General features: G+C 66.6%; 23 protein-coding genes and 1 pseudogene. 10 read left to right on the top strand and 14 right to left on the bottom strand.

Annotation, left to right across the window (positions count from 1 at the left end; all coding sequences use genetic code 11):
* Positions 1–3 precede the first annotated feature (3 nt).
* Positions 4–468 (bottom strand): YkvA family protein, encoded by a 465-nt coding sequence (locus BGI51_RS16540; RefSeq protein ID WP_133859355.1) that lies wholly within the window; start codon positions 466–468, stop codon positions 4–6.
* Positions 469–618: 150 nt separating this feature from the next.
* Positions 619–1,392, bottom strand: coding sequence for an FKBP-type peptidyl-prolyl cis-trans isomerase (locus BGI51_RS16535; RefSeq protein ID WP_133859356.1), 774 nt, complete (start codon positions 1,390–1,392; stop codon positions 619–621).
* A 255-nt stretch (positions 1,393–1,647) separates the two neighbouring features.
* On the opposite strand from BGI51_RS16535, the gene BGI51_RS16530 reads away from it, so the two are divergent.
* The 8 genes from BGI51_RS16530 (at position 1,648) to BGI51_RS16495 (ending at position 8,677) form a co-directional block, all read left to right on the top strand.
* Positions 1,648–1,938, top strand: a complete 291-nt coding sequence (locus tag BGI51_RS16530; protein WP_187979031.1) for a hypothetical protein — start codon at positions 1,648–1,650, stop codon at positions 1,936–1,938.
* A gap of 63 nt (positions 1,939–2,001) precedes the next feature.
* Entirely contained in the window at positions 2,002–2,676 is a 675-nt protein-coding gene (locus tag BGI51_RS16525) for an ABC transporter ATP-binding protein (RefSeq protein WP_187979030.1), read from the top strand.
* The gene (locus tag BGI51_RS16520; RefSeq protein ID WP_187979029.1) at positions 2,673–5,132 is read left to right on the top strand and encodes an FtsX-like permease family protein; all 2,460 of its coding nucleotides are present in this window, start codon (positions 2,673–2,675) and stop codon (positions 5,130–5,132) included. Before BGI51_RS16525 ends, BGI51_RS16520 begins: the two co-directional genes overlap by 4 nt.
* A complete protein-coding gene (locus BGI51_RS16515) occupies positions 5,122–6,174 on the top strand; it encodes a lipocalin-like domain-containing protein (protein WP_187979028.1) in 1,053 nt (350 codons plus the stop codon). Before BGI51_RS16520 ends, BGI51_RS16515 begins: the two co-directional genes overlap by 11 nt.
* A 125-nt stretch (positions 6,175–6,299) precedes the next feature.
* The gene (locus BGI51_RS16510; RefSeq protein ID WP_187979027.1) at positions 6,300–6,611 is read left to right on the top strand and encodes a DUF6482 family protein; all 312 of its coding nucleotides are present in this window, start codon (positions 6,300–6,302) and stop codon (positions 6,609–6,611) included.
* 163 nt (positions 6,612–6,774) lie between these two features.
* Positions 6,775–7,206: a DUF4440 domain-containing protein gene (locus tag BGI51_RS16505; RefSeq protein WP_187979026.1), complete on the top strand. Its 432-nt coding sequence runs from the start codon at positions 6,775–6,777 to the stop codon at positions 7,204–7,206.
* 143 nt (positions 7,207–7,349) lie between these two features.
* The gene (locus BGI51_RS16500) at positions 7,350–8,375 is read left to right on the top strand and encodes a TerC family protein (protein ID WP_187979025.1); all 1,026 of its coding nucleotides are present in this window, start codon (positions 7,350–7,352) and stop codon (positions 8,373–8,375) included.
* 14 nt (positions 8,376–8,389) lie between these two features.
* Positions 8,390–8,677 carry a hypothetical protein gene (locus BGI51_RS16495; protein WP_187979024.1) on the top strand — a complete coding sequence of 96 codons (288 nt, stop codon included), beginning with the start codon at positions 8,390–8,392 and terminating at the stop codon, positions 8,675–8,677.
* A 418-nt stretch (positions 8,678–9,095) separates the two neighbouring features.
* Here BGI51_RS16495 and BGI51_RS16490 read toward each other — a convergent pair whose 3' ends face one another.
* Complete coding sequence (locus tag BGI51_RS16490) at positions 9,096–9,569, bottom strand: GreA/GreB family elongation factor (protein WP_187979023.1); 474 nt, start codon at positions 9,567–9,569, stop codon at positions 9,096–9,098.
* 141 nt (positions 9,570–9,710) lie between these two features.
* Here BGI51_RS16490 and BGI51_RS16485 point away from each other — a divergent pair, with 141 nt between their 5' ends.
* The gene (locus BGI51_RS16485) at positions 9,711–10,544 is read left to right on the top strand and encodes a DUF1206 domain-containing protein (RefSeq protein WP_187979022.1); all 834 of its coding nucleotides are present in this window, start codon (positions 9,711–9,713) and stop codon (positions 10,542–10,544) included.
* 235 nt (positions 10,545–10,779) lie between these two features.
* Here the strand turns inward: BGI51_RS16485 and hrpA are convergent, their stop codons facing one another.
* The 3 genes from hrpA to BGI51_RS16470 form a co-directional block, all read right to left on the bottom strand.
* Entirely contained in the window at positions 10,780–14,805 is a 4,026-nt protein-coding gene (hrpA, locus tag BGI51_RS16480; protein WP_187979021.1) for an ATP-dependent RNA helicase HrpA, read from the bottom strand.
* A gap of 143 nt (positions 14,806–14,948) precedes the next feature.
* Entirely contained in the window at positions 14,949–15,728 is a 780-nt protein-coding gene (locus BGI51_RS16475; protein WP_187979020.1) for an SGNH/GDSL hydrolase family protein, read from the bottom strand.
* A gap of 152 nt (positions 15,729–15,880) precedes the next feature.
* The gene (locus BGI51_RS16470; RefSeq protein WP_133859369.1) at positions 15,881–17,560 is read right to left on the bottom strand and encodes a long-chain fatty acid--CoA ligase; all 1,680 of its coding nucleotides are present in this window, start codon (positions 17,558–17,560) and stop codon (positions 15,881–15,883) included.
* Positions 17,561–17,819: 259 nt separating this feature from the next.
* Here BGI51_RS16470 and BGI51_RS16465 point away from each other — a divergent pair, with 259 nt between their 5' ends.
* A complete protein-coding gene (locus BGI51_RS16465) occupies positions 17,820–18,290 on the top strand; it encodes a MaoC family dehydratase (protein WP_187979019.1) in 471 nt (156 codons plus the stop codon).
* 16 nt (positions 18,291–18,306) lie between these two features.
* Here BGI51_RS16465 and BGI51_RS16460 read toward each other — a convergent pair whose 3' ends face one another.
* From BGI51_RS16460 to BGI51_RS16425, 8 genes and pseudogenes are all read right to left on the bottom strand, one after another.
* A complete protein-coding gene (locus BGI51_RS16460) occupies positions 18,307–18,882 on the bottom strand; it encodes a DUF1349 domain-containing protein (RefSeq protein WP_187979018.1) in 576 nt (191 codons plus the stop codon).
* Between the two features lie 53 nt (positions 18,883–18,935).
* Positions 18,936–20,005, bottom strand: a pseudogene (locus BGI51_RS16455) (protein-glutamate methylesterase/protein-glutamine glutaminase).
* Entirely contained in the window at positions 20,002–20,511 is a 510-nt protein-coding gene (locus tag BGI51_RS16450; RefSeq protein ID WP_187979017.1) for a chemotaxis protein CheD, read from the bottom strand. The pseudogene BGI51_RS16455 and the gene BGI51_RS16450 overlap by 4 nt, the downstream one beginning before the upstream one ends.
* Before the next feature lie 2 nt (positions 20,512–20,513).
* Positions 20,514–21,317 (bottom strand): CheR family methyltransferase, encoded by an 804-nt coding sequence (locus BGI51_RS16445; RefSeq protein ID WP_133859374.1) that lies wholly within the window; start codon positions 21,315–21,317, stop codon positions 20,514–20,516.
* Positions 21,318–21,327: 10 nt separating this feature from the next.
* The gene (locus BGI51_RS16440) at positions 21,328–21,798 is read right to left on the bottom strand and encodes a chemotaxis protein CheW (protein ID WP_183630429.1); all 471 of its coding nucleotides are present in this window, start codon (positions 21,796–21,798) and stop codon (positions 21,328–21,330) included.
* Complete coding sequence (locus BGI51_RS16435) at positions 21,798–23,453, bottom strand: methyl-accepting chemotaxis protein (RefSeq protein ID WP_187979016.1); 1,656 nt, start codon at positions 23,451–23,453, stop codon at positions 21,798–21,800. Before BGI51_RS16435 ends, BGI51_RS16440 begins: the two co-directional genes overlap by 1 nt.
* 82 nt (positions 23,454–23,535) lie before the next feature.
* Entirely contained in the window at positions 23,536–24,039 is a 504-nt protein-coding gene (locus BGI51_RS16430) for a chemotaxis protein CheW (RefSeq protein ID WP_133859377.1), read from the bottom strand.
* 7 nt (positions 24,040–24,046) lie between these two features.
* Positions 24,047–26,221: a HAMP domain-containing methyl-accepting chemotaxis protein gene (locus BGI51_RS16425; RefSeq protein ID WP_187979015.1), complete on the bottom strand. Its 2,175-nt coding sequence runs from the start codon at positions 26,219–26,221 to the stop codon at positions 24,047–24,049.
* Positions 26,222–26,265: the final 44 nt, after the last annotated feature.

Genomic DNA, 26,265 nt, shown 5'->3' with positions numbered 1-26,265 from the left:
CATTCAGTCCCGCAGCTGATCGAGGGCGACACCTGCCGCCGGCCGTTCGTGCCGGTCGGGCAGCGCGGCCAGGGCCGCCTGCTGACTTGCGGTACGGTTGGCGCGCCAGGCTCGGAAGCCATCCAGCTCGTCGCTGCAGGCCTTGCCGACCCAGGCCAGCACGGCGAGGTCGTCGAGCAGACCGAACATGGGCACCCAGTCGGGAATGAGGTCGATGGGCAGCAGGAAATAGACCAAGCCGCCGGCTACGGTCAGCAGCGTCTTGCGGCTGACCCCGCGATACTCGCCGCGCCACCAGGCCAGCAGCAACTGATGGAATAGTCCCAGGGTCTCACGGGCCTCGCCCAGCTTGAGTCCACGCTTGCTGGTCTTGCGCGCGACGCCGAGCAGCAGCGCCGGCAGGCGGCCACGGATCAGCAGGCGCTGGGCGATACCCAGATAGCGATCAAAATTCTTCGGCGGCTTCATGGACACCTCGAGCAATGGAGAACGGAGGGCAGCAACCCCTTTGGCGCAGGGCTTTGCACCCCAGCTTTGATCGCACCGCTGCGTCAGGGTTTCCCGCCGCCCAACGTAAAACGCCCTGCAAGGCAGGGCGTCTGATACAGCAGGCGCGGCTTACTTCTTGGCCGGGGCCTTTTCGGCAGCGGCCGGCGCATCGGCAGCCGGAGCGACCGGGGCGTCTTCGGCGTCGGCAGCAGCGGCGTCCTTGATGCCGAGCAGTTCCAGGTCGAACACCAGCACCGAGTTGGCCGGGATCGCCGGGCTCGGGCTCTGGGCGCCGTAGGCCAGCTCGGAGGGGATGTACAGCTTGATCTTCTCGCCGACATGCATCAGTTGCAGCGCCTCGACCCAACCCGGAATCACGCCGTTGACCGGCAGGTCGATCGGGGTGCCACGCTTGATGGAGCTGTCGAACACGGTACCGTCGACCAGCTTGCCCTCGTAGTGCACGGTGACCACGTCGGTGGGCTTGGGCTGCGGGCCGTCGGCCTTCTTGACCACTTCGTACTGCAGGCCGGAGGCGGTGGTGATCACACCAGGCTTCTTGCCGTTCTCTTCAAGAAACTTCTTGCCGGCCTTGGCGTTGTCTTCGCTGACCTTGGTCATCTTCTCTTCGGCACGCTTCTGCAGGGCGGCGAAGGCTTCGGTCAGCTGCTGATCGGTCAGCTTCTGGTCCTTCTTGCCAACGGCGTCCTCGATACCCAGGGCGACGGCCTTGGGATCCAGGTCATCGATACCTTCCTGGGCCAGGCTCTTGCCCATGTTCAGGCCGATGCCGTAGGACGCCTTCTGGGCCGGGCTTTCCAGCTCGACCTTGGGCTTGGAGTCGCAGCCGCTCAGAACCAGACCCACCAGGGCCACCGCTGCTGCCAACCGATACTGTTTCATGTTGATTCCTTATCCGTGCGCATTGTGCGCGTTCAAATAACTGATCGAGCTTACAAGGAGACCTGCTCGCTTGCCATCGTCAGGCCTCTAAATGGCTGCAAAGGATAAGATTTCAAGCTTAGGTCTGCCTGAACATCGCGTGAACGAGGGGCGGGCAATCCCTGCGACGTCTTGTCCGGGGTGCCCGAGCAGTGGCGACCGGCGCGAGTCCAGGCGCTAGACTAGCGCCTTCTTCAGTGCCTGCTAGAGACCTCCATGTTCGAGCCCAACGATCTGAATCGCCCGCCCCTCGACCTCGCCCGCGAATCGCGCAAGGCCGGCGGCTACGGCCTGCTGTACTCGGTGCTGCTGGCGATCGGCATCCTGCTCTATCACCACTGGGTGCCCAGCGCCTTCCCCGGCAGCCTGCTGGAAATGTCCCTGGCGCTGCCCATCATCCTGTTCGCCGGCAGCGCCGTGTACTACCTGAACATGGTGCGCAAGTGCGAACGCCTGCAGCGCGAGGAAGACGAAAAAGCTGGCAAGGGCAAGGCCAAGCGCCGCTGACCGCGCTGAACGTCACCGCCCGCGCCCGGTCGATTGCAGACCACGACCGGCGCTGGAGGCGCGATGCTGACCATCACCGATCTGCACAAGAGTTATCCCACGCCCCAGGGGCCGCTGCCGGTCCTGCGCGGCGTGGACCTGAGCCTGGCGCGGGGCGCGAGTCTGGCGCTCATGGGCGAATCCGGCAGTGGCAAGAGCACCCTGCTGCACCTGGTCGCCGGTCTCGACCGACCTGACCGCGGCCAGATCCAGGCCGCCGGCCAGGCACTCGCCAGCCTCAACGAGCGTGGTCTGGCCACCTGGCGCCGCGAGGGCATCGGGCTGATCTTCCAGCAATTCAATCTGATCGCCAGTCTGACCGTGGCCGACAATCTCGCCTTCCAGGCCCGGCTGGCCGGCCGCCATGATCCGCGCTGGCAAGCCGAGCTGGCCGAACGCCTGGGCCTGGCCACCCTGCTGGAACGCTATCCGGAACAGCTCTCCGGCGGCCAGCAGCAGCGCGTGGCCCTGGGGCGGGCGCTCGCCTCCCGGCCACCCCTGCTGCTCGCCGATGAACCCACCGGCAATCTCGACGAAGCCAGTGGCAACCAGGCCCTCGCCCTGTTGCTGGAACTGGTGGCCGAGACCGGCAGCAGCCTGCTGATGGTGACCCACAGCGCGCGTATCGCCAGTCATCTCGATCGCACCCTGCAACTGGAACGCGGACGTCTCGGCGGCGCAGCCGTGGGCCCATCATGAGGCTGCTCTACTGGAGTCTGCACAGCCTGGTCAGTCACTGGCGGCGGCATCCCCTGCAACTCGCCGGCCTGGTCGCCGGCCTGTGGCTGGCGACCGCACTGCTGACCGGAGTGCTGGCGCTCAACGCCCAGGCCCGCCAGAGCTATGCCCAGGCCAGCGCCCTCTTCGGCGCCGACCAGTCGAGTCTTGAAGCCCCCGACGGCAAGCGCTTGCCCCAGGCGCTGTTCGTCGAACTGCGCCGCCAGGGCTGGCCGGTGTCGCCCGTCCTACAGGGGCGCCTGACCCTGGCCGAGCGCGAGGGCGCCCTGCCACTGCTGGGCATCGAACCAGTCAGTCTGCCCAGCGATCGCGGCGTGACGGCCAGCGCACCGCCAGAGGCCCTGTTCGACTTCCTCGGTCCGACCGGGACCACCTGGATCGCGCCAGAGACGCTGCGTGAATGGCGGCTGCAGGCCGGCGCGGTGCTGCATCGCGCCGATGGCCTGGTGCTGCCACCGTTGCAGCCGCGCCCCGGCCTGGCGCCCGGTACCCTGGTAATGGACATCGGCCAGGCTCAGCGCCTGCTGGACGCGCCAGACCAGCTTTCCCGGCTGATCCTGCCAAAGACCTTCCAACGTGCCCTGCCCACCCTGGACGGGGTCAGCCTGCAACGGGTGGAGAATGACCAGGGCGCCGAACTGGACCGCCTGACCGACAGCTTCCACCTCAACCTGCTGGCACTCGGCCTGCTGGCCTTTGCCGTCGGCCTGTTCATTGTCCATGCCGCGACCGGTCTGGCGCTGGAACAGCGCCGGGCCCTACTGCGTACCCTGCGCGCCTGTGGCCTGTCGGCCGCGACCCTGGTACTGGCGCTGACCCTGGAGCTGGCGCTGATCGCCCTGGTGGCGGGCGCCCTGGGGGTTGCCAGCGGGTACCTTCTGGCGGCGCTGTTGCTACCCGATGTGGCGGCCAGCCTGCGCGGCCTCTACGGCGCCGAAATCGCCGGCAGCCTGACCCTGAGTCCGGCCTGGTGGCTGGCCGGCCTCGGCCTCAGCCTGGGTGGAGCCCTGCTGGCCGGTGCCGATGGTCTGTGGCGCGCGGCGCGGCTACCGCTGCTGGCCCTGGCCCAGGGCGAGGCCTGGCGCGCTGCCCATGGCCGCTGGCTGCGTCGCCAGGCGCTGGGTGCCCTGCTGGTGGGCCTGGCGGCGCTGGTCCTCTGGCTGGGCGGCAACAGCCTGGCCAGCGGCCTGGCCCTGCTGGGTTGCCTCCTGCTGGCTGCCGCGCTGGCGTTGCCGCCGCTGCTGAGCGCTCTGCTGGATCTCCTGCTGAAGCGGGCACGGCGGCCACTTTCGCGCTGGTTCCTGGCCGACGCCCGACAACAGTTGCCCGGACTGTCCCAGGCGCTGATGGCGTTGTTGCTGGCCCTGGCGGCCAATGTCGGCGCCGGCAGCATGACCGAGGGTTTTCGCCGCACCTTCGATGGCTGGCTCGACCAGCGCCTGGCCGCCGAACTCTATCTGCGCCCGCAGGACGCTGCCCAGGCGGCGACCCTGCTCGACTGGCTGCCCCGCCAATCCAGCGTGCGCGCGGTACTGCCGGTGTACGAACGGGAGACGGGTATTCAAGGCCAGCCATCTACCCTGAGCGGTATCCTCGACGCCGATCTCTATCGGCGACACTGGCCGCTGCTCGATGCCGGCGACGAGGCCTGGACGCCGTTCTTCGCCGGTGATGGCCTGATGCTCAGCGAGCAACTGGCCCGCCGCCTGGGGGTGGTCAAGGGGCAACGGCTGGAGCTGCAGGGCAGCCAGGGTCGCTGGTCCGCCCCGGTGCTCGCCACCTATGCCGACTATGGCAATCCGCGTGGCCACCTGCTGCTACCCCAGGCCCGGCTGCGGGCGCTGTGGCCGGATGCCGCCCTGGTGCGCATCGTCGTCCGCATGGCGCCGGCGCAGGTGGAGGCCCTGCGCAGCGAGCTGCAGCAGCGCTTCGCACTGGACGCCAGTCATTCCATCGACCAGGGTCAGCTGCGGCGCTATGCCGACCAGGTCTTCGAGCGCACCTTCAGCGCCACCGCGGCGCTCAATGCCCTGACCTTGGCAGTGGCCGGTCTCGCCCTGTTCATCGCCCTGCTCGGCCAGGCGCAGCGCCGTCTCGGCCAGCTCGCGCCACTCTGGGCGCTGGGCATCGAGCGTCCGCGGCTGATCCTGCTCAGTCTGGGCCAGTTGCTGGGGCTCGCCCTGCTGACCCTGGCGCTGGCCATCCCATTGGGCATCCTGCTCGCCTGGTGCCTGGTGGCGGTGGTGAACGTCCAGGCCTTTGGCTGGCGATTGCCGCTGCAGGTCTTTCCGGGCCAGTTGCTGGCGCTCTCCGCCATTGCCCTGCTGGCGACCCTGCTGGCGGCCGCCTGGCCCCTGCTTCGGCTGCAGCGCAGTCAACCGCTGGATCTGCTGCGAGAACTCGGTAATGAACGCTAGGGTCCTGCTGGTCGCATTCCTGCTGCTCACCGGTTGCGACGAGCAGCCGCCGTCCGCAGGCTTCGCCGGCCTCGGCCAGGGCAGCGAGAACTTCGCCCCGGTAGTGCCGGGCAAGGTCTTCAGCTTTCCGGCCGATCACGGCGCCCACCCGGATTTCCGCATCGAATGGTGGTACGTCACGGCCAACCTCAGCGATGCCGAGGGCCATCAATACGGCGTGCAATGGACGCTGTTCCGCAGCGCCCTGCGCCCCGGCGCCGACCAGCCCGGCTGGAGCAACGGCAACCTCTGGCTGGGCCATGCCGGTCTTACCAGCGAGACCCGCCAGTTTTCCGCCCAGACCCAGGGTCGCGGCGGCATCGGCCAGGCCGGGGTGACCGCCGCGCCCTTTTCCGCCTGGATCGACGACTGGCGGCTGAGCGGAGACCTGAACGGACGCGCCGAGGTTCGGACCCAGGGTCCGGGCTTCGCCTACCGGCTGAATCTCGCCGCCAGCGGCCCGCTGGTGCTCCAGGGCGTAGGCGGGGTGAGTCGCAAATCCGCCAGCGGCCAGGCGTCCTACTACTACAGCCAGCCGTTCTTCCAGGCCCAGGGCGAATTGGAGATCGAAGGCCGGCGCGTGCCGGTCAAGGGCCTGGCCTGGCTGGATCGCGAATGGAGCAGCCAGCACCTGGCCGCGGACCAGCTCGGCTGGGACTGGTTTTCCCTGCACCTGGACGACGGTCGGCAACTGATGCTCTATCGCTTGCGCCAGGCCGACGGCCAGCACTATCTGTTCGGCAACCTGATCGGTGCCGACGGCCACAACCAGCCCCTGCATCCCGGCGATATCCGCCTGGCGCCGGAGTCCACCCACAGGGTCGCCGGACGCGAGGTGCCGGTACGCTGGTCCATCACCCTGCCGGGGCGGCAGCTCGATCTGCATATCGCGGCGGTCAACCCCGATGCCTGGATGGCCCTGGGCACGCCCTACTGGGAAGGTCCGGTCAGGGTGGAGGGCAGCGCCAAGGGGGTGGGCTATCTGGAAATGACGGGGTACTGAAAAAAGCCGCAAAACGCGCCCTGGCCGCCTCTCGCATCGGAACTCCCAGCCCTGCCCTCGCCTCGAATCCCTAACTCCCCCTGCCGCCGCGGAGGGCTCGTTAGCGTGATAACCGAGGTGTGTCGATGAATATCAAAGAGCTGAATCAGCAGGTCAAGGCCGGCGCGGTCAAGGAAGTCAACCTGGTGTCCATGGAAGGCGGCTCCTACGTCATCCATGCCTTGGTGGAAGGCACCTCGGTACCGGTCGCCGATGACAAGGGCGCGACCCTGCACGTGGCCTCGGTGGAAGAAGCCCGGCGTATCCTCGACGACGTCAAGGAGGTGCGCCTGTTCATCGCCCAGCCAGCGGTCTATGAAGAGATGGTCGGCCAGCCGGTGAGCGAGACCGATTCCCGCGAAGAGATCCCGCTGCGCTCGAAGATCGAGAATCGCTGAGCCGCACTCCTCCGCCGTCGCCGGCTACCGACGGCGACGCCGCCCCGTCATGACCCGGATCTCCCCGACCGGTGTCATCTTCCAACGATCTGGCCATGGCACGTACTCGCTCAGTACCAATTGTTATATTATAACAATTTCAAGTTCACCTGAGGATAACGCCGTGTCCGTTGCCAGTCCTGCCCACGCGCCTGCTCGCTCCAACGAAGAGATCGCCTGCCTCGCCGGCGCCAAGGCTGCTCTGCACACCTGGGCGGCGACCGTCGCCACCCGCGATGTGGAAGCCATTCTTGCGCTCTATGCGCCCGACGCCATCCTGGTGCCGACGCTTTCCAACGAGGTGCGGGACTGCGAGGACAGCCGGCGGGAATATTTCCGCAATTTCCTCGCCAATGAGGGGCTGGTGTGCGACGTGGAGATCTTCAAGAAGAGGGTCAGCAGCAAACTCAGCACCGTGGTGGTCGGCGGCCTCTATGTCTTCCACTATCGCGATGGCGAGCAGGTCATCAGTGTGCCCGCACGCTTTCTCTTCACCTTCGAGCAGATCGACGGCCGCTGGCTGATCACCGGCCACCATTCCTCCCGAGAGGCCTGATCCAGAGCGGTTGCATTTTGTAAAACTGCAAGCCTTGCCGAATGTGCGCGAGTTCGAAATCCTGTCCTGGTGACCCGGGCCCCTCTGACGGTATGTGCCGCCATGTCGAGTCATAGTCTTGAAACTTGACTAAGGAGGGGCTCATGAACGCCCTGCATGCATTCCTCTTCGCCGACTTCCTCGGCACCGCCACCTGGATGTGGCTGACCTTCTTCGCCGTCGTCATCGCCCTGCTGGCCTTCGACCTGGGTGTCCTCCACAAGGAGAACAAGCCCATCGAGGTCAAGGAAAGCCTGCTGCTGTCCGCGGGCTACATCACCGCGGGCCTGCTGTTCGCCCTCTTCGTCTGGCAGCTCAAGGGCGCCGATGCCAGCCTCGACTACGTCACCGGGTTCCTGATCGAGAAGTCGCTGTCCATGGACAACGTCTTCCTCATGGCGGTGATCTTCGGCTTCTTCGCCATCCCGCGGGAATACCAGCACCGGGTGCTGTTCTGGGGCATCCTCGGGGTGATCGTGCTGCGCGCCATCATGATCGGCCTGGGCGCCGCCCTGATCCACCAGTTCGACTGGATCCTCTACGTCTTTGGCGCCTTCCTGGTGATCACCGGGGTCAAGATGCTGTTCGCCAAGGTGGACGAAGAGCCCAAGCTCGACGACAACTTCTTCATCAAATTCCTGCGCAAGAAGCTGCGCGTGACCGACGAGCTGCACGGCCAGCATTTCTTCGTGCGCCAGCCCGATGCCAGCGGCAAGACGGTGCTCTGGGTGACGCCGATGTTCCTGGCGCTGATCGTGATCGAGTGCGCCGACCTGGTGTTCGCGGTGGACAGCGTGCCGGCGATCTTCGCCATCACCCAGGATCCCTTCATCGTCTACACCTCCAACGTCTTCGCCATCCTTGGCCTGCGCGCCCTGTACTTCGCCCTGGCGGCGATGATCCATCGCTTCGCCTATCTCAAGTACGCCCTGGCGCTGGTGCTGGTGTTCATCGGCTGCAAGATCTTCCTGGTGGGCATCATCGGCAAGATCCCCCCGGCGATCTCCCTGAGCGTGACCCTGGGCCTGCTGGCCGGTGGCGTGCTGGTGTCGCTGTACAAGACCCGCAGCGAGGCCAAGCCCACCGCTGCCGGTCATGAGCCGCGCGACTCCCTGAACAGGCCTTCGTGAAGGAGCGGACGACCATGACTACCAGAGCCATCCTCGGACTCGCCGGCATTCTCCTGCTACTTGGTCTCGGCGGTTGCGACAGTGCCGAGAAGGCCGCGGACAGCTTCGCCACCAAGGTGGAGGAAGCCGCTCGCGAACAGGCGCGGGAAACCCTCGGTGGGACCCTCGACAAGCTGAACAAGAAGGTCGACGAGGCCCAGAATCAGGGCCGCGCCTGGCTGGATCAGCATCGGCCGAAGTCGGAAAAGGAAGAGGCGGCACCGCCCAGGGCCAACCGGCCGGTGGAGGGAGTGGAGACCTGAGAGAGGGATCGCCCTGGCGGCAATCCTGGAATCACGGCGGACCTCAACGTCTCTTGATCGCGGCCATGGCGGTCCGCCGATGCGGCCGCTCCTACAGCTAACCTGAAGGGTTGGAGCACTGCCCTAATCGCACAACATGGTCGACGCCCCTAAGCGAGGTCTGTAGGAGCGGCCCATGGCCGCGATTACCATCAACGGCACCACATGGGATCGTAGCGTGGAAAACGGCGTAGCCTTTTCCACCGGGGCTTCGTGGCGAAGGCACCCTCACCCCAACACTCTCCCGAGGGGAGAGGGAGCTATCCGGGCGGGCATTCATCTCCATCGGCACCGGCACGCTCGCGATCCGCCGCCATTGCCCAGTCCACAGGCGCGGGCCAAGGCCACGATGGAGACAGGACGTTACCTCTGTCCTACGTTAATACACCGCCAGGATCTCCTGCCGGTGCACCTTGCCTTCCACCGTCACCGCCACCTCATCGCCCTCCTCCCGCCCCAGCAATGCCTGACCCAAGGGTGCGTGGGGCGAGATCACCAGGACATCGTGGCCATCCAGCCTGACCTTGAGTCCCGCTGCATCCGGGCCGAGGAACATCCAGCGGCTGGCCGTCGCGGTGGTCAACTCGACCAGGGCACCGACGCGAATGCCGTCGTTCATGGCCACGGGTGTCAGCGCCCGGTAGGCCGCCAGGGCCAGCTCGATCTCGTGCAGGCGACGGCGTTGGCCATCCGCCAGATAGGCCGCTTCCAGACCGCGGGTGTCGTACTTGTTCTCAGCCTTGCTTTCGCTGTGGGTGGCCGCCTCGTGACTGGCCGCCAGTTGCTGGCTGATGACCTCGCGGTCGGCTTCCAGGGCCTGAAGAATGAGGGGAAGCAGTCGCGCTTTGTCCATGAACCGGTCGCCGGAGCAAAGGGTGCGAGCCTAAGGCCAAAACCCGCTCGCTGCCAGTCCCCGGAGAACGTCCGTCCGGCCATTAGAACCCGCACGCGGGCCACCGGTCAGTACAAGGCAGAATGTAACAGGGCATAACAGATGCACACTCGTACCGGACTTACCTTGCTGGCTCGCGGCGGCTACGCCGCTCGTGGCCTCGTCTATCTCATCATCGGCGTCCTGGCGCTGCTCGCCGCACGCGGCTCCGGCAAGCCGGCGGACAGCCACGACAGCCTGGAAGCCCTGCTCGCCCAGCCCTTCGGGCACTTTCTGGTCGGCCTGGTGGTGGTCGGTCTGATCGCCTTCGCGGCCTGGCGTATTCTCCAGGCCATCCGCGATGTCGATGACCATGGCAGCAAGCCCAAGGGCCTGGTGATCCGCGCCGGCCTGCTGGTGGGCGGCATCACCTATGGCGCACTGGCCTTCTTCGCCCTGGGCCTGCTGATCAGCGGTCTGCGCCAGAGCGGTGGTTCGGGTGGGGAAACCAACGACCTGCTGCAGATGATCCTCGGCTGGCGCTATTCCAATCTGCTGGTCTACGTCGCCGCACTGATCCCCCTGGGGGTGGGCCTCGCCCATTTCGTGAAGGGCTGGAAGGCCAGCTTCGAGCGTTATCTCGAAGCCAGTCCCGAACAGCTGCGCATGATTCGGCCCATCGGTCGCTTCGGCCTGATCGCTCGGGGCGTGGCTTTCGTCGAGATCGCCGTCCTGCTGGTGGTCAGCGGTTCGCGCTACCAGGCGCTGCATCCGCCGGGCATGAAGGACGCCCTGAACGGCCTGCAGAATCTGCCCTTCGGCGGACTGGTGCTGTCGGTGGTAGGCCTGGGCCTGATTGCCTTTGCCTTCTACAGCTTCGCGGAAGCCTGGTGGCGGCGTATCGAGATGGACCTGCCGGATGTGGGCGGCTCGCTGCGCCAGGTGCTGCCACGCTAGGCCCGCACCAGACGTTCATACATCGCGGGCCAGTGGCTGGGTGGCTGTCCGTCCAGAGCATCTAGTAGTCGTCCGGACAGTGAGCGAAAGACGGGCGGCGGGCGCCAACCCATGCCGGGAGACGCTCCGCCACGCGGCCAGCCGTACCACCAGGTTGCCGCCCAGACAGCGCGGCTCAGAGATCTACGGATGATCGCTCGAACATCTTCCGAGCGGCGCCGCCGATGGAGGACCGCTAGGCCTCCACCTGGCTCCACTGCTTGTTCAGCCGCTTGTCCGACACCGGCATCCGCGTGCCCAGCTGCTGGGCCCAGAGCGACACCCGATACTCTTCCAGCATCCAGCGATAGAGCTCTAGGTTGGCGTCGCGCTTGCCCTCCTGACCATGCTTGGCGGCGCGGGCGCGATACTGCTCCCAGAGTCCGGCCAGCTCGCCGCTCCAGACGCGATCGCGCTGCACCTGGCCGCCGAGCTTGTCGAAGCGCTGCTCGATGGCCTTCAGGTAGCGTGGATACTCCTTGAGCCATTCCAGCGGCGTATCGCGGACGAACCCGGGATAGACCAGGCTACCCAGCTGCGCCTTGATGTCGTTGAGGGCCACCGCCTGGGCCAGGTCGATGCGACCCTTGAATTTCTTCTGCAGGCCATGCCAGAGCTTGAGGATCTCCAGGGTCAGGCGCGCGATGCGTTCGGCCTGCTCGGTCCAGCCCGCCTTGCGCCGTTCGGCCAGCGAGGCCAGGCCGGCGCCATCGCGGGGCAGCTCGGCGTCGTCGGCGAGGATGGTGGCGTCCAGGCTGGCCAGCAGGATGTCTTCCACCAGGGCCTCCGGCCGGCCCAGTTCGCGGTGCAGCAGGCCCAGCTCGGTGAGCCCGGGCAACTTGCCGCGCAGGAACTTGGCCTGTTCCGCCAGTTGCTGCAGCAGCAGTCGCTGCAGGGCGCGGCGGTGCTGGTAGCGGGCTTCGGCCTGGGTGGCGAAGCGGCCTTCGCGCACCGTGCCCTGCTCGTCCACCAGCGCCGGATAGACCGTCATGGAAAGGCCGGCCACCTGCTGCTGGGTCTTGGCCGCCACCTCGGCGAAGGCCTTGGCCTCCACCGGGCGCTGCTCCTGGCGCTTCTGCGTCGGCAGCGCCAGGGCCGCCTGGCTTTCCTGAGCGAAGCGCGCCGTCACCTCGGCCAGGTCGCGGCCCTCGCCCAGCGGCTTGCCCTGGGCATCGACCACCTCGAGATTCATGCGCAGGTGCGGATCCAGGCCGGCTTCGGCCTCCGGCCAGGCGTCGTCGGGGATGCGGGCACCGGTCATGCGCTGCAATTCGCGTCCCAGCGCCTCGTGCAGCGAGCCCTCGCCGAAGGGGATCTTGTCCAGCGCCGCGCGAACGAAATCCGGTACCGGGACGAAGTTCTTGCGCAGGGCCTTGGGCAGGTTGCGCACCAGGGCCACGCAGCGGTCATAGAGCAACCCTGGCACCAGCCAGTCGAGGCGCTGGGGCGGCAGCTGTGGCAACAGTGGCGCCGGCACCCGCAGAGTGACGCCGTCACGCGGATGGGTCGGGTCGAATTCGTAGGACAGCGGCAGGGTCAACTCGCCCAGGCGCAGGGTGTCCGGATACTGGGCGGCGGTGACCTCGCTGGCTTCGCGGGCAAGGACGTCTTCCTCGCGCATGATCAGCAGATCGGGCTGCTTGGCGCTTTCGCGGCGATACCAGCTGTCGAAGGTGGCAGTCTGGTAGACGTCCGCCGGCAGCCGCGCGGCATAGTAGTCGAACAGGGTTTCCTCGTCGGCGAGGATGTCGCGGCGGCGGGCCTTGGCTTCCAGTTCGTCCAGCCGCTCCAGCAGCGCCCGGTTGGCGGCCAGGCACTTGGCGCGACTGTTGATCTCGCCGCGCACCAGGCCCTCGCGGATGAACAACTCGCGGGCAGCGGGCGGATCTACGGGGCCGAAGTGCACCGGGCGACGACCGACCACGATCAGGCCATAGAGGGTGACCTGCTCATAGGCCACCACCTGGCCCCGCTTCTTCTCCCAGTGGGGTTCGAGGTGGGTCTTCTTGACCAGGTGCCCCGCCACCGGCTCGATCCAGTCCGGTTCGATCTTGGCCACCATGCGGGCGAACAGCTTGGTGGTCTCCACCAGCTCCGCGGCCATGATCCAGGTGGGTTTCTTGCGGCCGATGACGCTGCTGGGATGGATCCAGAAGCGCCGCTGGCGCGCGCCCAGGTAGTCGCCATCCTCGCTCTTCTGGCCAATCTGGCTGAGCAGACCGGCGAGAATGGCCTTGTGCAGCGCCGCGTAACCACGGGCGCGTACCGCCGCCTCGCTGGCTTCGGCCTGTTGCTGGGCCTTGGCGTTGACGTGCTTGTCGGTGGTCGGCGCGGGTTTGTGGGTGCCCTCCGCGGCTGCTGGCGCTGGACTTTCGGCCTTGCGCACCTGGAGCCCCAGTTCGCGGCACAGCAGGGTCAGCTGGCGATGGGCATCGCGCCACTCGCGCAGCCGCAGGTAGTTGAGGAAGTGCTTGCGGCACCAGCTGCGCAGGGCGTTGGAACCCAGCGCCTGGCGCTGCTCTTCGAAACCGTGCCAGAGATTGACCAGGGCGGCGAAATCCGAATCCGGGTCCTTCCACTGAGCGTGGGCCTGATCGGCCTGGGTCTGGCGGTCCGCCGGGCGCTCGCGCGGGTCCTGCACGGACAGCGCGCTGGTGACGATCAGCACCTCGGCGAGACTGCCCTGCTCGGTCGCCTCCAGCAGCATGCGCCCCAGCCGCGGATCGACGGGCAGGCGCGCCAGTTGCCGACCCAGGGGCAGCAGGCGGCCTTCGACATCGACCGCCGAAAGTTCCTGCAACAGGGTGAAGCCGTCCTTGATCGCCTTGCCATCCGGCGGCTCGATGAAGGGGAAATCTTCGATGCGACCCAGGCGCAGATGCAGCATCTGCAGGATCACCGCCGCCAGGTTGGTGCGCAGGATTTCCGGATCGGTGAAGGTCGGGCGACCGAGGAAGTCCTCTTCGCTGAAGAGGCGGATGCAGATGCCTGGCTCGACCCGGCCGCAACGACCCTTGCGCTGGTTGGCGCTGGCCTGGGAGATGGCTTCGATGGGTAGTCGCTGGACCTTGGCTCTATAGCTGTAGCGACTGATGCGCGCGGTACCGCTGTCGATCACGTAGCGGATGCCCGGCACGGTCAGCGAGGTCTCGGCGACGTTGGTGGCCAGCACGATCTTGCGCCCGGGACGCGGCTGGAAGATCTTCTGCTGCTCGGCCGGCGTCAGTCGCGCATAGAGCGGCAGCACCTCGGTGAATTTCAGCTGGGCCTTGCGCAGGACCTCGGCGCAGTCGCGGATCTCGCGCTCGCCGGGGAGAAACACCAGCACATCGCCCGGGCGCTGACCGACGCTGCGCTCGTGGGCCTCGATCTCGTCCAGCGCCTGGAGGATGCCCTGGTCCACCGAGAGATCGTCCACCAGCCGTTCGCCGTCTTCATCCACCTCGGCGCTGAGCGGGCGGTACCAGGTCTCCACGGGATAGGTCCGCCCGGACACCTCGACGATGGGTGCGCCGTCGAAGTGCCTGGAGAAGCGCTCCAGATCGATGGTGGCCGAGGTGATGATCAGCTTGAGATCGGGACGACGCGGCAGCAGGGTCTTGAGAAAGCCCAGCAGGAAGTCGATGTTGAGACTGCGCTCGTGGGCCTCGTCGACGATGATCGTGTCGTAGCGCTCGAGAAAGCGGTCGTGCTGGGTTTCGGCCAGTAGGATGCCATCGGTCATCAGCTTGATCAGGGTGGCATCGGTGCTCTGATCCTCGAACCGCACCTGATAGCCGACCAGTTCGCCCAGCGGCGAACCCAGTTCCTCCGCCACCCGGGCGCCCACACTGCGCGCCGCCAGCCGGCGCGGCTGAGTGTGGCCGATCAGTCCCTGCACACCCCTGCCCAGTTCCAGACAGATCTTGGGCAGCTGGGTGGTCTTGCCCGAACCGGTCTCGCCGGCGATCACCACCACCTGATGGGCGGCGATGGCGCGCTTGATCTCCTCGCGCTTGGCGGCGATCGGCAGGGCGTCGTCGTAGCGGATGCGCGGCACGCTGGCACGCCGCGCCTCGACCTTGGCACAGGACGCCTGGAAACGCTCAAGCCACTGGGCTTCGCGGGCCGGATCGGGTTGTTTCTGCAGGGCCTGGAGCTGGCGCCGCAGGCGATGGCGATCGGCGTTGAAGGCCTGATCCAGGTTGGCGGCGAGACGGGCAACGGAGGGGGTATCGGTCATGAAACTCTTTCGACGGCGGTCGCTTGGACCGGTAAGTGTAAAAGAGTTGGGGGGTGCGGCGGGGCTTTACAAGAACGGCGGGTGGAAAACCGCCGGGTTGCCGGCCCCTGCGCGACGCCTGGTCGCGCAGGGGCGGTAGCGCATTAGCGCTTGGCCTGGACGCTGGCCACGTTCAGCTTGGCCGGCGGCGTGCGCAGGGCCATGTCCAGGGACTGCAGGGCCTTCCAGGCGTCCTGTTGCAGATCGGCGGGATCGGCGTGATCGAACTTGATCTTTTCGCCGGCGGCCGGCAGCGGCGGACGGGTGCCGTAGATCAGCGCATAGAAGACCGAGGCGGTCAGGTAGGTGCCGGTAAAGGACGGATGGCTGCCGTCAGGCAGGAACAGCCCCGGCTGCGGCTGATCGCCCAGGGCCTTCTGCCAGGCCTGGCCCACCGGGGCCAGCAGCGCGCCGGTCTCCTTGGCCAGGGGGGTATAGACGCTGTCCAGCTGCGCCTGCATGGTCGGGTTGTTCTGCCGGGCCCAGGTCAGGTACAGGATCGGCTGGGCGCCGTCCTTGCGCGCCAGATCGGCGATCAGGCGTACGTACTGACGGGTGAGGTCCGGATTCTTCACCGGCATCATGCTGTGATCCTGGATCACCACGTAGTCGTAGTTGGCCTTGGCCAGCTCGTCCTGCACGTCGTGGCGCTTCCAGTGTTCCTCGAGGCTGGCGCCGCTGAAGGTCACATGCTTGACGTCCAGCGGACGCGACTGACCGGCCTCGACGGACATTTGACGGACCATTGCCGGCAGATCGTTGACGAAGGTGTAGCTGTTGCCCACGAACAGGACGCGGATGGGTTCACCGGCCTGGACCTGACCGAGCACGCTGGAGCCCAGCAGGAAGAGGCCCAGCAAGGCCTGGCGTACGCTAATTCGCATGGTGTGTCCTCAAGGAAAGAGGTCGGAGAGATGACGGCAAAATGCCGCCTGCGGTTTATACCCGAACCTCTTGCGAAAACCATGCTTGGAAACCAGCAGCACCGCTACCAGTCGACGAGAGGTAGCGGCGCAGGGGACGTAGTGGCGTCCTGTTACGCCTTCTTGAGTTCGGCGTCACGCAGTTCGCGACGCAGGATCTTGCCGACGTTGGTGGTCGGCAGGCTGTCGCGGAATTCCACCAGCTTGGGTCGCTTGTAGCCGGTGACGTTGTCGTGCATGTGCTTGAGCACCTGCTCGGTGGTCAGGGACGCACCGGGCTTGGGCACCACGAACACCTTGATCTTCTCCCCCGCCACCTCGTCGGGAATGCCGATGGCCGCGCACTGCATCACCCCGGGCAGCTGGGAGAGCACCTCTTCCAGCTCGTTGGGATAGACGTTGAAGCCGGACACCAGAATCATGTCCTTCTTGCGGTCGACAATGCGCAGGTAACCATCCGGCTCGATCACGGCGATGTCGCCGGTACGCAGCCAGCCCTCGGCATCCAGCACCTCGGCAGTGGCCTCGGGTCTCAGCCAGTAGCCCTTCATAACCTGGGGGCCCTTGACGCACAACTCGCCGGGGGTGTCGAAGCCCTGGGCCACGCCATCGGCATCCACCACCTTGCAGTCGGTGCCCGGCACCGGCATGCCGATGGTGCCCAGCCGGCGACGCTCCAGCGGATTGAAGCTCACCACCGGACTGGTCTCGGTCATGCCGTAGCCTTCGCAGATGCCGCAGCCGGTGACCTCTTCCCAGCGCAGGGCCACGGATTGCTGCAGCGCCATGCCACCGGAAAAGGTCACCTTGAGCTGGGAGAAATCCAGCTGGCGGAAATCCTCGCTGTTGCACAGGGCGGCGAACAGGGTGTTGAGACCGACGAAGCCGTTGAAGCGCCACTGCCTGAGTTCCTTGACCAGCGCCGGCAGGTCGCGCGGATTGGTGATCAGGACGTTGTGGTTCCCCTGGATCAGCATGGCCATGCAGTGAATGGTGAAGGCATAGATGTGGTAGAGCGGCAGCGGCGCGATCATGACCTGGGCACCGCCGCCCAGGTACTTGGTCATCAGCACCTGGCACTGCAGCATGTTGGCCACCAGATTGCGGTGGGTCAGCATGGCGCCCTTGGCGATGCCGGTGGTGCCGCCGGTGTACTGCAGCACGGCGACGTCCTCCGCCGCCGGGTCGGCGTCGACGAAATCGACGTGCTCGCCCTTGGTCATGGCATCGACGAAGCGGATGGAATGGGGAATGCGATAGGCCGGCACCATCTTCTTGACATGGCGGACCACGGCGTTAACCAGCAGGCGCTTGAAGGTCGGCAGCAGGTCACCAACCTCGGTGATGATGACGTGGCGGATATCGGTCTGCGGCAGCACCTGTTCGGCCAGGTGCGCCATGTTGGCCAGGCAGACCAGCGCCCGGGCGCCGGAATCCTTGAACTGGTGCTGCATCTCGCGGGCGGTATAGAGGGGGTTGGTGTTGACCACCACCAGGCCGGCGCGCATGGCGCCAAAGACCACCACCGGGTACTGCAGCACGTTGGGCATCTGCACGGCGATGCGATCGCCGGGTTGCAGGTCGGTGTGCTTTTGCAGATAGGCGGCGAACTGGCCGGACAATTCATAGAGTTCGCGGTAGCTCAGCGTCCGTCCCAGATTGCTGAACGCCGGGCGCTCGGCGTAGGTCTGGCAGGCCTCGCGAAATACCGCCAGGACATTGCGATAACGGTCCAGGTCTATGTCTGTCTGGATGCCCTCGGGATATTTGTCACTCCAGAAATTCGGCATCATGCAGCCCGCTCCCGCTCTATGGTTATTGTTCGTTGGCGTGCCGTGATCAGCGCTGAACCGGCCCTGCGAGCCTAGCAGCTTTGCCTAGCCCGCAACAGCATCAATATCCGCCCTTAACGTCACCTAATGACCATATGGTCAATTACGGTCACGCTCTCTGCCGGCTTTTCCGGGAGGTGATTAGCCTCCGGCGGCGAGGCTGGGTAGAATGCCCGGCTTCGCGGCGTCCGCCGCCCTGTCACAGCTGCCGGAGCGCTTCATGAGCCTGACCGAAAACATCCCTTATGAAGCCCTCGAAATCGGCCAGAAGGTGACCGTGACCCGCACCATCGAGGAGCGCGACGTGCTGCTGTTCGCCGCCGTCTCCGGCGACTGCAACCCGCTGCACCTGGACCCCGAATTCGCCGCCAAGACGCTGTTTCGCGAGCCCATCGCCCACGGCATGCTCAGTGGCGCCCTGATCAGCGCCGCAGTGGCCTGCAACCTGCCGGGACCGGGCACCCTCTATGTCGACCAGACCATGACCTTCGAAAAGCCGGTCAAGCTGGGCGATACCCTGACGGTGGAAATCGAGGTGCTGGAAAAGCTGCCGAAGTTTCGCGTGAACCTGGCTACCCGGGTGTTCAACCAGCATGGGGACAAGGTCGTCGACGGCGTCGCCAAGGTGGTTGCGCCGCGCAAGCCGGTGCAGGTGCAACAGGTGGAACTGCCCCCCGTCACCGTCGGCTGAACCACCCCTCCCCGCTTCAACTCAGATCGGCCAGGCCTCGTTGCAGCGGGGTTTGCAGACTGAACTCGCTGAACGCCACTTCCATGCCGCCGCGCTCCGGGGTGCCACAGACCGGGCCGACCCGGTATTCCGCGGCGGCTGGCAGGCTGGCCAGGCGCAGCAACGGCCAGCGCTGACCGTCGAACGAGGCCTGGACCCGCAGGGTGCCCTGGGTCAGGGTAACCCTCAGCCACACCTCCTCGCGCTCCCCCAGGGGCGCGCCCACGGCCAGATCCGAGCGTCCCAGGGTCAGGACGCTGAGCAGCTGGGGGGTATCGTCGAAGTAGCCGATGCCGACGCGCAGCCACTGCTGCTCATCGATCCGCACCATCAGCCCGGCGTGGTCGCCCTGGTTCTTGCAGCGCGCCGCCACCCGCAGCTGGGCGGTGAAGCCACTGGTGACCCGGGCGCCGAAGAAGTGTCCGCTGTGGCGCTCGGCGCCGTCGTGGGTCTGACGCCAGAAGTCACTGTGGCGATCGGTGATGACCCGCAGCCGCTCGGGCTCGGCCAGCCAGGTCTCGGGTTCATTGATCCATTGGCAGATGTCGAACATGGGGCTCTCCTCGCGTGCTCGCGCTTGGAGTCCCGCCTGCCCCGCAAGTTCGTCTAGACCCCACCTTTGAGAATGGCGGCGGCGATCTGGCCGAGGCCGATTTCCTGCTCCACCGCGCCGAGCTTCATGGCTTCCTTGGGCATGCCGTAGACCACGCAACTGTCTTCGTCCTGGCCGAGGGTCCGGCCGCCGACGTCACGCAGCTCCTTGAGGCCGCGGGCGCCGTCATCGCCCATGCCGGTCATGATGATACCCAGGGCATTGCTGCCGGCGGCCCGCGCCACCGAGCGGAACAGCACATCCACCGAGGGGCGATGGCGACTCACCGGCGGACCGTCGACCACGTCCACCTGATACTGGGCACCACTGCGCTTGAGCAGCATGTGGCGACCGCCCGGGGCGATCAGCACCCGCCCCGGCAGGACCCGATCGCCATGCCGGGCTTCGCGCACCTCCAGCTCGCAGAGGCGATCCAGGCGCTCGGCGAAGGCGGCGGTGAAGCGCTCGGGCATGTGCTGGACCACGACGATGCCCGGGCAGACCCGTGGCAGTGAGGTCAGCACCGCTTCCAGGGCCTGGGTCCCGCCGGTGGAGGTACCCAGGGCGACGATGCGCTCGGTGGTGCGCGCCATGGCCGGGCTGCCGCCGGCCGGCAGGATGGCGTCGGCGCTGAGCTTGGGCGTCGGCACCACCGGCACGCCACGGGGCGCCAGGCGCTTGAGATTGGCCCGGGCGGCGGCCTTGACCGCGCTGGTGAGGTCGTCCGAGGCGTCCTTGAGGAACTGCTTGAGATTGGCCTGGGGCTTGGTGACGATGCTGACCGCCCCGGCGGCCATGGCCTGCAGGGTGGTGGCGGCGCCCTTCTCGGTCAGGGTCGAGCAGATCACCACCGGGGTCGGACGCTCGGCCATGATCTTCTTGAGAAAGGTGATGCCGTCCATGCGTGGCATCTCCACGTCCAGCACGATGACGTCGGGCCACTGCTTGCGCATCTTGTCCTGGGCGAACACCGGGTCGGCGGCGCCCCCAGCACCTCGATGGCCGGATCCTCCGCGAGACTCTGGGCGAGCACCTGCCGCACCACGGCGGAGTCGTCGACGATAAGGACCTTGATCTTGTTCATGGAGTAATTCTCGTAAGCGGCGGAACATAGGGTAGCTCCACCTGTTGCATGAGCACCCGGCCGTCGACGAGGTCCAGGGACAGTTTGCGATGGCCGGCGCCGCGGACATGGGTCCGCACCGAATGGATACCGGCCTGGGCCAGCTGCGCCAGCGCCGCCTCGACGTTGACGTCGCCGATGCTGCGGACGCGATCGCGCAGGAGCTGGGGAAACATGTTGCCGCCGCCGTAGAGGTGCACCTGGTAACCGGGCAGATCACCGCCGTGGCGGGCGATCGCCCCCAGCAGCAGCTGCAGGGATTCGTCGACATAGTGACCGTCGGCGGGCGCGCCGGGCACGGCGCGCTGGCGCGTGGGCAACAGCGCATGGGTCATGCCGCCGAGACGGCGCCGCGGGTGCCAGAAGACGAAGGACACGCAGGAGCCCAGGATGGTCCGGATCCGCACCTCGCCCTGGCCGAAATACCATTCGCCTGGACGCAGAAACAGCTCCGGCGCGGCTGCCATGGCTAGAGCGGACGTTGATAGATGGAAGGACTGACCATTTTCAGGGCGTCGGTCACCCCATTGAGGCTCTCGGAATGACTGACGAAGAAGTAGCCCCCGGGTCGCAGGTGGCGGACCAGGCGGGCCACCACCTGGCGCTTGGTGGGCACGTCGAAGTAGATCATCACGTTGCGCAGGAAGATGATGTCGAAGGTGCCCAGCTCCGGCAGCGAATTGTTCAGATTGATCTGGCGAAAGGCGATCCGCGCGGTCAGGCGCGGATCCACCAGAAAGGTGCCGTCGTTGTCGCCCACGCCCTTGAAGCAGTAGCGCCGCAACAGCGCCGGCGGGATGTTCTCGGCTTCGGCGAGCGGATACTGGGCATTGCGCGCCTTGGCCAGCACCCGGGTGCTGAGGTCGGAGGCGACGATTTCCCAGGGCCGCTCGCCCAGTCCTTCGGCCAGAGTCATGGCCAGCGTATAGGGCTCCTCGCCCGAGGAGCAGGCGCCGCTCCACAGCCGCAGCGGCTGGCGCCTTTCCCAGTTCGGCAGCACCTGCTCGCGCAGGAAGTCGAAGTGCTTGGGCTCCCGAAAGAAATAGGTTTCGTTGGTGGTCAGCAGATCGACCGCCATCTGGCATTCCGCCTGGTCGCGCTGGATCAGCTGGAAATAGGCGTCGTAGCTGGGCGTGCCGCGCTGGCGCACGCGCTTGGCCAGGCGACCGCTCACCAGCGGGCGCTTGGCATCGGACATGCTGATGCCGGCGACCCGGAAGATGAAGCTGCGAAACTGGCGGAATTCGCTGTCGGTCAGCGCGGGGAGTTCCATGGTTCGCGACTCAGGCAGCCGTCATGGCGGCGAGCTGGGCGAGATCGTCTGCGCCCAGCACCCGATCCATGTCGAGCAGGATGACGAAACCGGCACCCTGCTTGGCCATGCCGAGGATGAAATCGGTGCGGATCGAAGCGCCGAAGCGCGGCGCCGGCTCGATGCCGTCGGCGCCGATCTCCAGCACCTCGCAGACCGCGTCCACCACGATGCCGAACACCTGGGGGCCACCGTCGACCTGGATCTCCAGCACCACGATGCAGCTGCGGCGGGAGGTCTCGGTCACCTCGTTGCGAAAGCGCACGCCGAGGTCCATGACCGGCACGGCGGCGCCGCGCAGGTTGATGACGCCACGGATGGCCGGCGGCAGCATGGGCACCGTGGTGACCGCGCCGTACTCGATGATCTCCCGCACGCAGCCGGTGTTCACGCCGTAGAGGTCACCGGCGAGCTGAAAGGTCAGAAACTGGCGCAATAGCATCAGGCTTGCTCCTCGAAACGGGCGAAACCGGCCGGCACGCTGCCACGGGGCGCGCGACGGGGCGAGTCGATCAGCGCCGAGGCGCGCTCGGCCAGGCTCGACCCCGAGCGCTTGGCGCCGGGACGGGCGACCTGCTGGGCCACCGGCGAACCGCTCAGGGTGAAGTATTCCATCATCTGCTGGAGCTGCTCGGCCTGGCCGCTCATCTCCTCCGCGGTGGCGGCCAGCTCTTCGGACGCCGAGGCGTTCTGCTGGGTGATCTGGCTCAGTTGCAGCATGGCGCCATTGATCTGCTCGACCCCGGCGCTCTGCTCTTCGGAGGCCGCGGTGATTTCCTGCACCAGGTCGGAGGTCTTGTTGATGGAGGGCACCATCTCGGCCAGCAGCGATCCGGCGCGCTCGGCCAGGGCCACACTGCTCTTGGCCACGGTGCCGATTTCCTGGGCGGCGACCTGGCTGCGTTCGGCCAGCTTGCGCACCTCGGCGGCCACCACGGCGAAGCCTTTGCCGTGCTCGCCGGCGCGGGCGGCTTCGATGGCGGCGTTGAGCGCCAGCAGGTTGGTCTGGTAGGCGATGTCGTCGACGATGCCGATCTTCTCGGCGATGGTCTTCATGGCCACCAGCGTCTCGCGCACGGCCTGGCCGCCCTCGTCCGCTTCACGCGCGGCCTTGCCGGCCATGCCGTCGGTGACCTTGGCGTTCTCGGTGTTCTGGGCGATGGAAGCCGACATCTCCTCGATGCTGGCGCTGGTCTCCTCGACGGAGGCGGCCTGCTCGGTGCTGGCCTGGCTCATGCTCTGGGCAGTGGCCGAGACCTCTTCCGAGGCGCTGGCCAGGCCATCGGCCGAGCTGCGCACGTCGCTGATGATCTGCGCCAGGGTGGTGGTCATGGTACGCACGGAGGCCAGCATGCTGGTGGTGTCGCCTTCGCGGGTCGCCACCTCGACGCTCAGATCGCCGCGGGCGACGCGCTGCACCACCTCGGCGGCATAGGCCGGTTCGCCACCCAGCTGCCGGATCAGGCTGCGGGTGATCAGATAGCCGAGCAGGACGGCGATCAGGGTCGCCACCGCGCCAATCACCAGCATCAGGTTGCGGGCATCGACGTAGGCGTCGGTCGCCGCTTCACCGGCTTCCTGCATGCGCTGGGCCTGCAGATCGTTCAGGGCGCCGAGGGCGGCGACCAGCTCGTTGTTGTTGGGCGCGAAGACATTCAGCAGATAGTCCCGGGCCTGGCCACGGTCGGTGTCGAGCAGGCGAAAGAATTCGCCGTACTTGTCCTGCAGGCGCTGACGCGCGTCCGTGGCAGCGGCCAGCTTCTGCTTGCCATCCTCACTGACGATCTTCTTTTGCAGATCGGCGAGTATCTCTGCGTTGCCGGAGCGGACCTTGGCGATGTCTTCCTTGGTCTTGGCCAGGGCGCGCTCATCGTCCAGCAGCAGCAGGTTGCGCATCAGGCGGCCGCTGTCCAGGGTGTTACGCACCAGGGTGTTGGCCTGGACGGTCATGGGGAAACGGAATTTCGACATGTTGTCGGCCGAGTCCTTCATGGTGCCCATGTTCAGCAGGGCGACACCCATGACCAGCAGCAGCATCAGGATGGCAGCCCCGAAGCCGATCGCCAGCTTGGTCGAGACGCGAAGTGTGTTCAGCATGGTGGAAGCGCCTCCGGCGCCGATTGAAACTGCTTCGTTTAAGAGGCGCCGGTTACCGTCGCCCATGGCAATGCGGGGTCTTTCAGCTGGCGGCCTGGGCCAGGTTCGCCAGTTCCTGTACGTCGAGGACCTGGGCCACGTCGAGCAGGGTCAGGAAGCCGTCTTCGGACTTGACCATGCCGGCGATGAAGTGCGGCGCCAGGCGACTGCCAAAGGCCGGCGCCGGACGGATGTCCGCCGCGGCGATTTCCAGCACCTCGCTCACCGCATCCACCACCACGCCCAGCACCTGGGTGTCTTCGTCGGCGCACACTTCCAAGATCACGATGCAGGTCCGCGGGCCGACCCGGGTCGGTCGGCCGCCGAAGCGGGCCTCCAGATCCACCACCGGGACCACCGCGCCGCGCAGATTGATCACCCCACGAATGCAGGCCGGCATCAGCGGGACCTGGGTCAGTTGGCCGAACTCGATGATCTCGCGCACCGCGAGGGTATCCACCGCATAGGTCTCACCGTCGACCACGAAGGTCAGGTGCTGATGGCCAAGGTGTTCGTGGGCGATGTCGCCAAGGGTCAGGGCAGTCATGAAGCCATTACTCCGGGAAGCGGACGTAACCGTCCGGCAGGCCGCCCGCGGCCATCTGGGGACGACGCAGGGTCGGCTGGGCCGTACGGCTCGCGGCCGGGCGCGTCTGCTCGATGGCACGCTCCAGGTCCTGGACCGCACGACCATCGCCGGTGTGGAAGAAGCCCATCAGGCGCTGCAGCTGCTCGGCCTGACCGCTCATTTCTTCGGCGGTCGCGGCCAGCTCTTCCGAGGCCGAGGCGTTCTGTTGGGTGATCTGGTTGAGTTGCAGCATGGCGCTATTGATCTGAGTGACTCCGCTACTCTGTTCTTCGGACGCCGCGGCGATTTCCTGTACCAGATCGGAGGTCTTGCTGATGGACGGTACCATTTCGTCGAGCAGTGACCCGGCGCGCTCGGCCAGGGCCACACTGCTCTTGGCCACGGTGCCGATTTCCTGGGCGGCGACCTGGCTGCGTTCGGCCAGCTTGCGCACCTCGGCGGCCACCACGGCGAAGCCTTTGCCGTGCTCGCCGGCGCGGGCGGCTTCGATGGCGGCGTTGAGCGCCAGCAGGTTGGTCTGGTAGGCGATGTCGTCGACGATGCCGATCTTCTCGGCGATGGTCTTCATGGCCACCAGCGTCTCACCCACCGCTTCGCCACCTTCGTTGGCCTCGCGCGCGGCCTTGCCGGCCATGCCGTCGGTGACCTTGGCGTTCTCGGTGTTCTGGGCGATGGAGGCCGACATCTGCTCTACGCTGGCGCTGGTCTCCTCGACCGAGGCGGCCTGTTCGGTGCTGGCCTGGCTCATGCTCTGGGCGGTGGCGGAGATCTCTTCCGAGGCGCTGGCCAGGGAGTCGGCCGACAGGCGCACGTCGCCGATGATCTGGTTCAGCTTGCCCACGGTGCCGTTGATCGACTCCTTGAGCTCCAGCAACTGCCCCTGGTAGTCACCGCGTACGGTGCGGCTCAGGTCGCCCTGGGAGAGCCCGGCCATCACGCCCATGGCTTCGTTGACCGGCGCCACGATGGCGTCGAGGGTGCCATTGATGCCGGCGACGATGCGGCGGAAATCGCCCTGGTGGGCACTGGCATCGGCGCGGGTGTCGAGACGACCGGCCATGGCCGCCTGGCTCAGCAGATTGGCGTCTTCGACCAGGCGCTGGATGTTGCCGCGGACCTGTTCGAGGTTGTCGTTGATGACCGCCTTCTGCCCGGGGAAGCGCTCCAGCGCCACCGACAGATCGCCTTCGCCGAAGCTCTTGACGCAGGCCATGGCCTTTGCCGAATCGCTCAGGTGGCCGGCGACCATGCCGTTGACCCCTTCGGCCATGTTGCGATAGGCGCCCTGGAAGCGCTCGGCCGGAATGCGCACCACGGTTTCGCCGCGGTCATGGGCAGCCGACATACTGCTCATTTCGCTGATCAGGCTGCGCAGGGTGGTGACCATGTTCTGCATGGCCGCCATCAGGCTGGTCTTGTCGTCGTCGCGCAGCTTGATGTCGTCCGGCAGATCGCCGGCGGCCACGCAGCCGGCCAGGGTCGCCACCGCCGCGGGCTCACCGCCCAGCTGACGCAGCAGATTGCGGGTGATGAAGAAGCCCAGCAGGGCCACCGCCAGCAGGGTCGCCAGGGCAATGCCCAGGGCCAGCCAGGTGGCCTCGACCTTGGTCTTCTGGGCGACCTGCACACCTTGCAGCGCCAGGGTCTGGTTGTAGCCTACGTGCTCGTCGAGGGCCTTGTTGATCGCCAGCATCACGTCGGTGCGGCTGCGCATCAGGGCCTGGGCGTCTTCGTTGCGATTTTGCCGCGACAGGGCGATGACCTGGTCGCCGAGGCTGAACAGCGCCGTAAAGGCGGCGCGATCGGCGACCAGCAGGCCACGGTCGCGGTCGTCCGAGACCAGCGTCTCGTACTTGCCGAGATTCTGGCCGATGCGCTCCTTGGCCGCGGCCAGGTCCTGCTCGACGGTGGTCATGGTTTCGGCGCTGGTCGACAGCACGTGGCGATAGATGCCCACCACGTAGTCGGAGCGGCTGTCGTTGACCTCGCCGAGCGCCTTGAGGCTGGGAACGGTGTTGTCGTTGCCGTAGTTGGCTGCCTGGAACACCTGGTCGATTTCGTATTGCCCGGTGCCGGCCAGCACCAGGATGCCCAATAATGCGGACAGCACCAGCAGCAGCATTTTCTTGATGACGGTCATGTCGATGGTCTCAAAAAGGCCACCTGCAGGTGGCCGTTGGATAG

The organism is Pseudomonas oryzihabitans, from assembly GCF_014522265.1.
Classification (GTDB): domain Bacteria; phylum Pseudomonadota; class Gammaproteobacteria; order Pseudomonadales; family Pseudomonadaceae; genus Chryseomonas; species Chryseomonas aestiva.
The sequence above is the reverse complement of the archived record's forward strand: the minus strand, read 5'-3'. Positions and strand labels throughout refer to the sequence as shown.

What these genes read in the sequence shown, in the direction of transcription:
- BGI51_RS16540 (WP_133859355.1), bottom strand. Translation starts at nt 468, where the DNA reads ATGAAGCCGCCGAAGAATTTTGATCGCTATCTGGGTATCGCCCAGCGC.
- BGI51_RS16535 (WP_133859356.1), bottom strand. Translation starts at nt 1,392, where the DNA reads ATGAAACAGTATCGGTTGGCAGCAGCGGTGGCCCTGGTGGGTCTGGTT.
- BGI51_RS16530 (WP_187979031.1), top strand. Translation starts at nt 1,648, where the DNA reads ATGTTCGAGCCCAACGATCTGAATCGCCCGCCCCTCGACCTCGCCCGC.
- BGI51_RS16525 (WP_187979030.1), top strand. Translation starts at nt 2,002, where the DNA reads ATGCTGACCATCACCGATCTGCACAAGAGTTATCCCACGCCCCAGGGG.
- BGI51_RS16520 (WP_187979029.1), top strand. Translation starts at nt 2,673, where the DNA reads ATGAGGCTGCTCTACTGGAGTCTGCACAGCCTGGTCAGTCACTGGCGG.
- BGI51_RS16515 (WP_187979028.1), top strand. Translation starts at nt 5,122, where the DNA reads ATGAACGCTAGGGTCCTGCTGGTCGCATTCCTGCTGCTCACCGGTTGC.
- BGI51_RS16510 (WP_187979027.1), top strand. Translation starts at nt 6,300, where the DNA reads ATGAATATCAAAGAGCTGAATCAGCAGGTCAAGGCCGGCGCGGTCAAG.
- BGI51_RS16500 (WP_187979025.1), top strand. Translation starts at nt 7,350, where the DNA reads ATGAACGCCCTGCATGCATTCCTCTTCGCCGACTTCCTCGGCACCGCC.
- BGI51_RS16495 (WP_187979024.1), top strand. Translation starts at nt 8,390, where the DNA reads ATGACTACCAGAGCCATCCTCGGACTCGCCGGCATTCTCCTGCTACTT.
- BGI51_RS16490 (WP_187979023.1), bottom strand. Translation starts at nt 9,569, where the DNA reads ATGGACAAAGCGCGACTGCTTCCCCTCATTCTTCAGGCCCTGGAAGCC.
- BGI51_RS16485 (WP_187979022.1), top strand. Translation starts at nt 9,711, where the DNA reads ATGCACACTCGTACCGGACTTACCTTGCTGGCTCGCGGCGGCTACGCC.
- hrpA (WP_187979021.1), bottom strand. Translation starts at nt 14,805, where the DNA reads ATGACCGATACCCCCTCCGTTGCCCGTCTCGCCGCCAACCTGGATCAG.
- BGI51_RS16475 (WP_187979020.1), bottom strand. Translation starts at nt 15,728, where the DNA reads ATGCGAATTAGCGTACGCCAGGCCTTGCTGGGCCTCTTCCTGCTGGGC.
- BGI51_RS16470 (WP_133859369.1), bottom strand. Translation starts at nt 17,560, where the DNA reads ATGATGCCGAATTTCTGGAGTGACAAATATCCCGAGGGCATCCAGACA.
- BGI51_RS16465 (WP_187979019.1), top strand. Translation starts at nt 17,820, where the DNA reads ATGAGCCTGACCGAAAACATCCCTTATGAAGCCCTCGAAATCGGCCAG.
- BGI51_RS16460 (WP_187979018.1), bottom strand. Translation starts at nt 18,882, where the DNA reads ATGTTCGACATCTGCCAATGGATCAATGAACCCGAGACCTGGCTGGCC.
- BGI51_RS16450 (WP_187979017.1), bottom strand. Translation starts at nt 20,511, where the DNA reads ATGGCAGCCGCGCCGGAGCTGTTTCTGCGTCCAGGCGAATGGTATTTC.
- BGI51_RS16445 (WP_133859374.1), bottom strand. Translation starts at nt 21,317, where the DNA reads ATGGAACTCCCCGCGCTGACCGACAGCGAATTCCGCCAGTTTCGCAGC.
- BGI51_RS16440 (WP_183630429.1), bottom strand. Translation starts at nt 21,798, where the DNA reads ATGCTATTGCGCCAGTTTCTGACCTTTCAGCTCGCCGGTGACCTCTAC.
- BGI51_RS16435 (WP_187979016.1), bottom strand. Translation starts at nt 23,453, where the DNA reads ATGCTGAACACACTTCGCGTCTCGACCAAGCTGGCGATCGGCTTCGGG.
- BGI51_RS16430 (WP_133859377.1), bottom strand. Translation starts at nt 24,039, where the DNA reads ATGACTGCCCTGACCCTTGGCGACATCGCCCACGAACACCTTGGCCAT.
- BGI51_RS16425 (WP_187979015.1), bottom strand. Translation starts at nt 26,221, where the DNA reads ATGACCGTCATCAAGAAAATGCTGCTGCTGGTGCTGTCCGCATTATTG.